This window comes from Candidatus Methylomirabilota bacterium (assembly GCA_035260325.1).
GTDB lineage: Bacteria > Methylomirabilota > Methylomirabilia > Rokubacteriales > CSP1-6 > AR19.
Genome location: DATFVL010000294.1, coordinates 1 through 10,282, shown reverse-complemented (window position 1 = coordinate 10,282; position 10,282 = coordinate 1). Strand labels below are relative to the sequence as shown.

Here is a 10,282-nt window from a genome sequence, read left to right as displayed (position 1 = left end):
TCGGGCCGGGCGCTCATGAGGCCGAGACGGCCGCCGAGGGGCAGGAGCCGCCACTGGAGCGCCAGGAGGAGCTGAAGCATGAGCCCGAGCCAGAAGGCGGGGATCGCGACGCCGGAGACCGAGACGACGCGCGTCAGGTGGTCCACCCAGGTGTTGCGGTAGACGGCGGAGAGGATGCCGAGCGGGACGCCGAGGAGGATGGCGATGAGCATCGCGCCCGTGACCAGCTCGAACGTGTTCGGGAAGTAGCGGAGGAGGTCGCTCCCGACGCTCTCGCGCGTTCGGAGCGAGCGGCCGAGGTCGCCGCCGGCCATCCCGCGGACGTAACGCGCGAACTGGACCCAGAGCGGCCGGTCGAGGCCGTACTCGGCGCTGAGCGTCTGGACCATCGAGGCCGTGGCGTCGGGACCGGCCGCGAGCCGGGCGGGATCCCCAGGGACGACGTGAGAGATCGCGAACGTGATGCAGAGGAGCCCGAAGAGCATCAGGCCCAGCAGCGCGAGCCGCTTGACGACGTAGCCGAGCAACGGCCTGGCGGCTACTTGGCGACGATGGCCAGCGGGTAGAGGTCCACCTCGCCCGTGAAGCGGACGGGACTGAACTGGAAGCCCTTCACGTGATCGCGCATCGCCCAGCGCCGGTTCGCGAGCATCCCGAAGATCTCCGGCGCGTCGGCCGCGATGCGCTTCTGGATCTCGGCGTAGAGCGGCGCGCGCTCCTCCCACCGGGCGATGGTGCGCGCGCGGTCGATCAGCGCCCAGACGTCGTCGTTCGCGTAGAAGGCCGAGCCGTAGTACTTGCCCCAGGAGTTCTTGTGGTACTGGTACGCGACCGCGTCCGGGTCCGTGGAGACGGGCGTCGTGAACACGGCCATCATGTCGGGCGAGGTCTCCGCCTTGGAGCCGCGCCCCACCATGTTCGGCCAGATGAGCGGCACCATCTTCACCGTGACGTTGAGCTTCTGGAGGTTGTCGATGAGGACGAGCCCCATCTTCCGCTCCTCCTCGAGCCCCTGGACGTAGACGTACTCGAGCTCGACGCCGCCGTTCGGGTAGGCCGACTTGGCGAGAAACTCCTTCGCCTTCGCGACGTCCTGGCGGTAGAAGCCGGGCACGGCGATGTGGCCGCGAGTCGCGTTCGGGAACGGGCTCGTCTGGAGCACGGCGTTGCCGTTGTAGATCTTGACGAGCGCGTCGTAGTCGAACGCGTAGCACACCGCCTTGCGGAGGTTCGGGTCCTTCGTCGGGCCCTTCTGCGTGTTCATCTTGATCCCGAACGTCGTCATCCCCGGGAAGGTGGGCACGACGATGCCCGGCATCTTGCCGACCTGGTCGAAGTCGTCGGTCGAGAGCCCCTGGACGATATCGGCCTCGCCGCGCAGGAGCGCCGCGCGCTGGGCGCCCGACTCACGGACGATCTTGTAGATGACGCCGCCGATGCGGTCCTTCGACGGCCAGCCCTTCCAGTAGCCGTCCACGGCCTCGAGCTCGTAGAGGACGCCCTGGTCCCAGCGCTTGATCTTGAAGGGCCCGCTGCCCGCCTCGTTGGTCGTGAGCCACTTCTGGCCGAGATCGTCCCCCTGCGCGTTCGCCAGGACCTGCTTCGGATTCATCACGTACCACCACGGCAGGAAAGACAGGAACGGCGCGTAGGGCTGGGTGAGGGTGAACTGGATCGTCCCGTCGCCGATGACCTTGATGCCCTCCTCCTTCAGGAAGTCGGACAGCATCCAGGCGGGCCCCTGGTTCAGCTTGAGCGTGCGCACGAAGGAGAAGCGGACGGCCTCGGCGGTCACGGGGTCGCCGTTATGGAACTTCGCGTTCCTGACGAGGTGGAACGTCCACGTCTTCGCGTCCGGCGTGCTCTCCCACCTCTCGGCGAGCCAGGGCACGATCTGGGGCGGGTTGCCGACGTACTTGACGAGGGCGTCGTAGAGGGACTGCTGGGCCATCCGGATGGACCAGTCGTACTTGACGCTCGGGTCGATCGTGGGAACTTCCTGAGCGCCGGCGAAGACGAGGATCTTCCGGTCGCCGCTCCGCTCGAAGGCCGACGCCGGGGACGCCGCGATGAGCGCTGCCAGGACCACCGTGACGAACACCCTCATGGCCGCCCTCCTGTTTGCGCCGCGATGGCGGCAGGATAACATACGCGGGCGATGGCCCCGCTCCGCCCCGTCTCCGCGGCCGAGATCGAATCGCTCGCGATCGGCGCCTGGATCCTCGGCACCGGCGGGGGCGGAAGCCCGTACCTGGCGCTCCTCAACATGCGGAAGCTCTACCGCGCGGGCGCCGTCGTCTCGCTCCTGGACCCGATGGACCTCGGCGACGACGATCCGGTCGCGGTCGTCTCGAACATGGGCGCGCCGCTCGTCGGCCAGGAGCGGCTCACCGACCCGCGCACGATCGCGCACGCCGTCACGATGATGGAGGAGTACCTCGGGCGGAAGTTCACCGCCGTCATGTCGCTCGAGATCGGCGGCGGCAACGCGATCCAGCCCTTCATGGCCGCGGCGCTGCTCGGCCTGCCGGTCGTGGACGCCGACTGCATGGGGCGCGCGTTCCCCGAGGCGCAGATGACGAGCTTCGCCATCCACGACCTCCGCATGTACCCGCTCACGCTCGCCGACGTCCGCGACAACGCGGTGATCGTCGCGCGCGCCGCCTCGTGGAAGTGGATGGAGCGCCTGTCGCGCAAGGCGTGCGTCGAGGTCGGCTCGATCGCGGCGACGTGCAAGGCGCCGCGCACCGGCAAGGAAGTCAAGGAGTGCGCGATCCTCTACTCGACGACGAAGGCGATCCGCCTCGGCGAGACGGTCCAGGCGGCGCGGCGCGCCCACCGCGACCCGGTCCAGGCGATCATCGAGGCCGAGCGCGGGTTGCTCCTGTTCAAGGGCAAGATCCGCGACGTCGCGCGGCGGGCGACCGAGGGGTTCCTGCGCGGGACGGCGACGCTCGACGGTCTCGACGCGTTCCGCGGCTCGGCCTTCGAGCTCGCCTTCCAGAACGAGTTCGCCGTCGGCTGGCTCGACGGCGTCCCGCGGGTGACGACGCCCGACCTCATCTGCGTCATGGACAGCGTCTCGGGCGAGGCGGTCGGCACCGAGACGCTGCGCTACGGCCAGCGGGTCGGCGTCGTGGCGCTCCCCGCGCCGCCGGTCCTCCTCACACCCAAGGGCCTGGAGCACGTCGGACCGCGCGCCTTCGGCTACGACCTCGACTTCACGAGCGTCTTCGCATGAAACGGCGCGTGGGCATCGACGTGGGCGGGACCAACACCGACGCGGTCCTCCTGGAGGACGAGCGCGTCGTCCACGCCGTCAAGACGCCGACGACCGCCGACGTCACGACGGGGATCAAGAATGCCCTCGCCGCGCTGCGTGCGGACGCAGGTGCGGAGCCACACCGCACCTCCGGCAGGCCACCTACGGCGCAAGCCGGACTCGCGGACCCCGCTCCAATCGACGCGGTGATGATCGGCACCACCCACTTCACCAACGCCGTCGTCCAGCGGCGCGACCTCACCCGCGTCGCCGCGATCCGCATCGGGCTCCCCGCGAGCGCCTCGCTCGAGCCCTTCATCGACTGGCCCGAGGACCTCGCCGCCATCGTCCGCGGGGAGATCGTGATGCTGGAAGGTGGCCACGAGTACGACGGGCGGCCGATCGTCCCCTTCGATGCGGCCGGCCTGCGCGCCGCCGCGCGGCGCATCCGCGACGCGGGCCTGACCTCGGTGGGAGTCGCCTCAGTCTTCTCTCCGCTGAACCCCTCGTGCGAGGAGCAGGCGGCGGAGATCCTCCGCGAAGAGTGCCCCGGCGTCGCCGTCACGCTCTCGCACCGGCTCGGTCGCATCGGGCTCCTCGAGCGCGAGAACGCGACGCTGCTCAACGCCGCGCTCGTGGATCTCGCGCGGAAGACCGCGCGCGCCTTCACCGACGCCCTCGGGGCGAGCGGGATCGCGGCGCCGCTCTATCTCACCCAGAACGACGGCACGGTCATGCGCGCGTCGGTCGCCGAGACCTTCCCCGTCTACAGCTTCGCATCGGGGCCGACCAACTCGATGCGGGGCGCGGCGTTTCTCTCGAAGCGCACCGACGCGCTGGTCATCGACGTCGGCGGCACGACGACGGACATCGGCTGCCTCCGTCACGGCTTCCCCCGCGAGGCGAACAACGTCGTCGAGATCGGCGGCGTCCGCACGCTCTTCAGGATGCCCGACCTCCTCTCGCTCGGCCTGGGTGGCGGCTCGCTCGTCCGCCGCGAGCCCGTCGCCGTCGGGCCGCTGAGCGTCGGCTACCGGCTCACCGAGCAGAGCCTCGTCTTCGGCGGCGACGAGCTGACCGCGACCGACGTCGCCGTCGCGGCGGGGCTCCTCGACGTCGGCGACCGGACGCGCGTCGCCTCACTCCCGGCGGCGCTCGTCAAGAACGTCCTCGCGCGGGCGGCCGCCGTGATCGAGGAGGGCGTGGATCGGATGAAGACCGACGCGCGCGACGAGCCGCTCATCGCCGTGGGCGGCGGCTGTTTCCTGGTGCCGGAGCGGATCGCCGGCGTCTCCGAGGTCGTCCACGTCCAGCATCAGGCGGTGGCGAACGCGGTCGGCGCCGCGATCGCCCAGGTCAGCGGCGAGGTGGACCAGATCTTCCAGAACCTCACGCGCGACGAGGCGATCGCCCGCGCGCGGCGGCTCGCCGAAGAGCAGGCGGTGAGCGCCGGGGCCGACCCGAAGACGCTCGCGCTCGTCGAGGTGGAGGACCTCCCCCTCGCCTACCTCCCCGGCAACTCGCTCCGCGTCCGCGTCCGGGTGATCGGGGACATCTGAGCATGGCCCGGCGGTCCATCACGCTCACGCACCTGGGCGCGGCCGGCTGGGAGATCACGGACGGCCAGCGCGTGATCCTCCTGGATCCGTATCTGTCGCGCCTGCGGGTCGCCGGCCAGCTCGGGAGCATGACCACGCCCCCCCTGCCCGGGGACACGCGCCGGGTGTTCGGGCCCGACGACGACCTCGTCCCGGACACGGCGGCCGTCGATGCCCACGTCACGCGCGCCGACTTCATCCTGATCTCCCACTCGCACTTCAACCACACGCTGGACATGCCGTACATCGCCCGGAAGACGGGCGCCACCGTCATCGGCACGGAGAGCACCACGAACCTCGCCCGCACGGGCGGCGTGCCCGATGCCCAGCTCCTCACCGTGCGCGGCGGCGAGGACTACGAGTTCGGGGCGCTCTCCGTGAAGGTCATCCCGAGCCTGCATTCGGCGCTGCACGGAAAGCGCTTCTTCGATTCGCGTGTCGTCCCGCGCGACGTCACGGGGCCGCGGCGAATGCGACTCGACGTCGAGGGCGGGACCCTCGCCTATCTCGTGCGCCTGGGCGGCTGGCGGATCCTCTGGGCCGGGTCCATGAACTACATCGAGCGTGAGATGGACGGGCTGCGCCCGGACGTCGCCCTGATCGCGGCGGCCCGGCAGCGGCTCGAGATCCACGACTACACCGCGCGGCTCCTGCGGGCCCTGGGCCGTCCCCCGATCGTGTTCGCGACCCACTGGGACGAACAGTCCTTCCCCTACGGGGCGCCGCAGGACGAGCGGCTCCGCGAGGCGGCGGTCTTCGTCAGGGAAGTGAAGGCGGTGTCACCGCGGGCCCGCGTGGTGGTTCCGCGGCACTTCGAACGTCACGTCCTCGGGCCGAAGGACGCGCGCTCCGGGCGGCGCTAGGCGGCTACTCCACGCCGGCGACGGCGAGGACGCGGCGCATCCGCTCGGCGGCGAGGTCGGGGTCGCGCAGCAGCCCCGCGCGGTCCATCAGCACGAACTGCTCGGCGAGATGCAGCGCCGAGCGCGCGCTCTCGAGGCCGCCCACCATCCTGAAGTGCGACTGGTGGCCGTTGAGATACGCGGCGAAGACGACGCCCGTCTTGTAGAAGCGCGTGGGGGCGCCGAACACGTGGCGCGAGAGCGGAAGCGTCGGCGCCAGGATCCGGTCGAACGCCGCGACGTTGCCCACGTCGAGGGCGTGCAGCGCGGCCGAGGCCGCCGGCGCGATCACGTCGAAGATCCCGAGGAGCGCGTCGCTCCAGCGCGCGCCGTCGCCGCGGATCGTCGTCGGGTAGTCGAAGTCGTCGCCGGTGTACATGCGGACGGCCGTCGGGAAGCGCCGCCGCATCGCGATCTCGCGCGCCTGGTCGAGGAGCGAGATCTTGACGCCGTCGATCTTCGCCGCGTACTCGCCGACGATCGCCAGCAGCGTCTCGGTCTGGCGGTCGCGATCGTGCGACCCCCAGTAGCCGGCGAGCGCCGGGTCGAACATCTCGCCGAGCCAGTGGATGATGACGGGCTCGCGCGCCTGCGCGAGGATCCGGCCGTAGACCTTCACGTAGTCGTCCGGGCCCTTGGCGCACGCGGTGAGCGCGCGGCTCGCCATCAGGATGATCCGGCCGCCGACCGACTCGATGAACGCGCACTGCTCCTCGTAGGCGGCCTCGACGTCGGCGAGCGTCACGCGCGGCCCCGGCTCGAGGTGGTCGGTGCCGGCGCCGCTCGCGAGGACGGCGCCCGGGATCGCGCGCGCCTCGCCGACCGACCGGCGGATCAGCTCCTTCGCCGTGTCCCAGTCGAAGCCCATCCCGCGCTGCGAGGTGTCCATGGCCTCGGCGACGGCGAGGCCGAGCGACCAGACGTGGCGCCGGTAGGCGAGCGTCGCGTCCCAGTCCAGGCGCGCCTCGAGCGTCGGGTTGATCGGCGCCCGCGGATCGGCGACGACGTGCACGGCGGTGAAGCCGATGCGGCTCCGGATGGGCCCGCGCGGCGGCGCGGGCGGGGTCTGGCCCGTCAGGCGGTACTCGTGGAGCGTTCCGTCGGGACGCGGCAGCCGCACCGTGAGGCTCATCCCATCCTTCTCCTTCGTCCTTCTCGCCCGCCTAGTCTAGCAGAGGCTCTGTTGACAGCCGCGGCTCGCGTTGCGTATCGTTAGCGCACTTTTCGTTCCCGCCGACGTGGAGCCCAAGGAGGCCGACATGGCAGCCAGAGCGTCCGAGAAGAACCGCACGAAGTTCCTCCTCGACGAGAAGGACATCCCGAGCAAGTGGTACAACATCCAGGCCGACCTCAAGACGCCCGCGCCGCCCGTCCTGCACCCCGGCACGGGCAAGCCGATCGGCCCCCAGGACCTGGCGCCGCTGTTCCCGATGGAGCTGATCAAGCAGGAGGTCGGCCAGGAGCGCTGGGTCGCCATCCCCGACGGGATCCGTGACATCTATCGCCTGTGGCGCCCGAGCCCGCTCTATCGCGCGCGGCGCCTCGAGAAGGCCCTCGGCACGCCCGCGCGCATCTATTACAAGTACGAGGGCGTGAGCCCGGCCGGCAGCCACAAGCCGAACACGGCCGTCGCCCAGGCCTACTACAACAAGAAGGAAGGCGTGACGCGCATCGCCACGGAGACGGGCGCCGGCCAATGGGGCTCCGCCCTCGCGATGGCCTGCAACTTCTTCGGCCTGCAGTGCAAGGTCTACATGGTGAAGGTCTCCTACCAGCAGAAGCCCTACCGGCGCATCATGATGGAGACCTGGGGCGCTCAGGTCGTGCCGAGCCCGAGCCCGGACACGCAGGCGGGCAAGAAGATCCTCCAGCAGGACCCGAACTCCCCGGGGAGCCTCGGCATCGCGATCAGCGAGGCCGTCGAGGACGCCGCGACGCGCGACGACACCAAGTACTCGCTCGGCAGCGTGCTGAACCACGTCCTCATGCACCAGACGGTCATCGGCCTCGAGGCGAAGAAGCAGCTCGAGAAGGCCGACGACGAGGCCGACATCGTCATCGGCTGCGCCGGCGGCGGCTCCAACTTCTCCGGCCTCTCGTTCCCCTTCGCGTCGGACAAGCTCTCGGGCAAGAAGAAGAAGCTCCGGATCATCGCCGTCGAGCCCACCGCGTGCCCGAGCCTCACCAAGGGCAAGTACGTCTACGACTTCGGCGACACCGTGGGGCTCACGCCGCTCGTCAAGATGCACACGCTCGGCCACGGCTTCGTCCCGGCGCCGCTCCACGCCGGCGGGCTCCGCTACCACGGCATGGCCCCGCTCGTCTGCAAGCTCTACGACGAGGGCGTGATCGAGGCCGTCGCGGTGGCGCAGATCTCCACCTTCCAGGCGGCCGTCCAGTTCGCGCGCACCGAGGGGATCATCCCGGCGCCCGAGTCGGCTCACGCGATCCGGGTGGTCATCGACGAGGCGGTGCGCTGCAAGAAGGAGGGCAAGCGGCAGACGATCCTCTTCAACCTCTCCGGCCACGGCCACTTCGATCTCGGCGCCTACGAGGCCTACCTCGCCGGCAAGCTCCAGGACTACGAGTACCCGGCGGAGAAGATCGAGGAAGCGCTCCGCGGCGTGCCGAAGATCAAGGCATGAGGCGCCGCGACTTCCTCACGGCGGGCGCGGCGGTCCTCGGCGCGCCGGCGCTGCTCCGCGCCCAGGGCAAGGGCAAGGTGCGGCTGGCCTACCTCCAGCTCGGCTGGGCGGCCACGGAGATCATCCACAAGGAGGACCTGCTGGCGAAGCACGGCTGGCAGGCCGAGTACTCCGTCGTCGCGGGCGCGCCGGGCCCGCTCCTGAACCAGCTCGCCTCGAAGAACGTGGACGCGATCGACATGTCGTTCGCGCTCGCCGCCAAGGCGTTCGAGGACGGCGTGCCGCTCAAGGTCACGGGCGTGGCCACGGCGGTGCTCGGGGCGATCATCGCGCGCAAGGACGCCGGGCTCGCCAAGGTCGAGGACCTCAAGGGACGGAAGATCGCGGCGATCGTCGGGACCTCGACCTTCTTCGACATCCGGGCGCTCACGCTGAAGGGCTATGGGCTCGACCTCCAGAAGGACACGCAGATCGTCACGGCGACCTCGCCGCCCGACATGGTGACGTTGCTGGGCAAGAAGGACGTGGACGCGATCATCGCCTGGCAGCCGATCACCGACTCGGTCGTCCTCCGCGGCGAGGGCGTGTACCTCGCCAAGCAGATCGACCTCTGGCGGAAGGCGACGGGCCGCGCGTCCGGCTTTCCGGTCCACGTCTGCTACCTCATCCACAAGGAGTTCCTCGACAGGAACCCGGCGATCGCGAGCGACCTGAACGAGGCGCAGAAGGACGCGGTGGACATCTGGTACCACAAGCCGGCTCGCGCGATGGAGATCGTGGCCGAGGTGACGAAGCTGCCGAAGGAGGTCATCCAGGTCGCGTACAAGGAGACGGTCCGCATGCTCTCGGGCCTCCACGACGAGCAGGTGGAGACGCTCATCGCGCAGCTCAAGATCAACAAGGAGTTCGGCTTCCTCAAGTCCGACCTCTGGGACAGCCCTGATCGGATCCGGAAGGAATTCTTCCACCGCGCGTGATCGCGGGGCGGGCCGTCCGTGACGCGACGTGACTGGCCCGCCCGCCTGCGCCTCCCGACGCTCGCCGTCGCGGCGGCCGTCATCGTCGTCTGGTCGCTCCTCTCCTGGCGCTACGGCGCCTACGTGCTGCCCTCGCCCCTCGCGGTGGCCCGGGGCCTCGGCGAGATCATCCGATCCGGCGACGTGTGGACGCACACCGGCGCCTCGCTCTCCCGGATCCTGGTCGGGTTCGGCGGCGCCGTGCTCTGCGCGCTCGGCATGGCGCTCGCCGCCTTCCTTTCGCCGCGCGCGCGCGGCGTCGTCCACGACGTCCTCGCCGTCCTGAACTCGACCTCGGTCTTCGTCTGGATCGTCATCTCGATCATCTGGTTCGGCCTCTCGAACTGGGCGCCGATCTTCACGACGTTCATGATCACCCTCCCCGTGGTCGCGTCGAACCTCGTCGAGGGGGTCGCGAACGTGGACCGGCGCCTCCTCGAGATGGGCGACGTCTATCGCCTCGACGGCCGCGAGAAGTTCCGGGCGATCGTCATCCCGTCCACGCTCCCGTACCTGGTGGCCGGGATGAAGGTGGGCTTCGGGCTCGCGCTGAAGGTCTCGGTCGTCGCCGAGATCTTCGGCGTCACCTCGGGGATCGGCTACATCATGAACTACAGCCGCGAGATCCTGGCGACCCAGATGGTCTTCGCCTGGGCGCTCGTGATGATCCTCGTGATGATGGTCACCGACAAGCTCGTCTTCGACTCGATCTCGCGGCGGCTCGCGCGATGGCGGTGAAGCTCGAGGTCGCGGGGGTCGGGAAGGACTATCTCATCCCGGTCCTCGACGCCGTGTCGTTCGGCGTCGAGGCGGGGGAGTTCGTGTGCCTCCTCGGGCCGAACGGCTGCGGGAAGACGAC

At 70.0% G+C, this 10,282-nt stretch carries 9 protein-coding genes; 6 read left to right on the top strand and 3 right to left on the bottom strand.

Going from position 1 to position 10,282, the window contains the following annotated elements:
- The coding region (locus VKG64_18745) for an ABC transporter permease (protein ID HKB27080.1) at nucleotides 1-527 on the bottom strand (527 nt) is incomplete at its 3' end.
- A gap of 11 nt (nucleotides 528-538) precedes the next feature.
- A complete protein-coding gene (locus VKG64_18740) occupies nucleotides 539-2,107 on the bottom strand; it encodes an ABC transporter substrate-binding protein (protein HKB27079.1) in 1,569 nt (522 codons plus the stop codon).
- 51 nt (nucleotides 2,108-2,158) lie between these two features.
- Here VKG64_18740 and VKG64_18735 point away from each other — a divergent pair, with 51 nt between their 5' ends.
- The 3 genes from VKG64_18735 to VKG64_18725 are packed head-to-tail and all read left to right on the top strand — an operon-like array spanning nucleotide 2,159 to nucleotide 5,723.
- Complete coding sequence (locus VKG64_18735; GenBank protein HKB27078.1) at nucleotides 2,159-3,241, top strand: DUF917 domain-containing protein; 1,083 nt, start codon at nucleotides 2,159-2,161, stop codon at nucleotides 3,239-3,241.
- Complete coding sequence (locus VKG64_18730) at nucleotides 3,238-4,821, top strand: hydantoinase/oxoprolinase family protein (GenBank protein HKB27077.1); 1,584 nt, start codon at nucleotides 3,238-3,240, stop codon at nucleotides 4,819-4,821. Before VKG64_18735 ends, VKG64_18730 begins: the two co-directional genes overlap by 4 nt.
- A gap of 2 nt (nucleotides 4,822-4,823) precedes the next feature.
- Nucleotides 4,824-5,723: an MBL fold metallo-hydrolase gene (locus VKG64_18725; protein ID HKB27076.1), complete on the top strand. Its 900-nt coding sequence runs from the start codon at nucleotides 4,824-4,826 to the stop codon at nucleotides 5,721-5,723.
- Between the two features lie 4 nt (nucleotides 5,724-5,727).
- Here VKG64_18725 and VKG64_18720 read toward each other — a convergent pair whose 3' ends face one another.
- Nucleotides 5,728-6,894 (bottom strand): dihydrodipicolinate synthase family protein, encoded by a 1,167-nt coding sequence (locus VKG64_18720; protein HKB27075.1) that lies wholly within the window; start codon nucleotides 6,892-6,894, stop codon nucleotides 5,728-5,730.
- Nucleotides 6,895-7,021: 127 nt separating this feature from the next.
- On the opposite strand from VKG64_18720, the gene VKG64_18715 reads away from it, so the two are divergent.
- From VKG64_18715 to VKG64_18705, 3 genes are read left to right on the top strand one after another with little or no spacing between them, the layout of a single operon-like run.
- A complete protein-coding gene (locus tag VKG64_18715; protein HKB27074.1) occupies nucleotides 7,022-8,407 on the top strand; it encodes a TrpB-like pyridoxal phosphate-dependent enzyme in 1,386 nt (461 codons plus the stop codon).
- Nucleotides 8,404-9,384 (top strand): ABC transporter substrate-binding protein, encoded by a 981-nt coding sequence (locus tag VKG64_18710; protein ID HKB27073.1) that lies wholly within the window; start codon nucleotides 8,404-8,406, stop codon nucleotides 9,382-9,384. The genes VKG64_18715 and VKG64_18710 overlap by 4 nt, the downstream gene beginning before the upstream one ends.
- Nucleotides 9,385-9,402: 18 nt before the next feature.
- Nucleotides 9,403-10,161 carry an ABC transporter permease gene (locus VKG64_18705; GenBank protein ID HKB27072.1) on the top strand — a complete coding sequence of 253 codons (759 nt, stop codon included), beginning with the start codon at nucleotides 9,403-9,405 and terminating at the stop codon, nucleotides 10,159-10,161.
- Nucleotides 10,162-10,282: the final 121 nt, after the last annotated feature.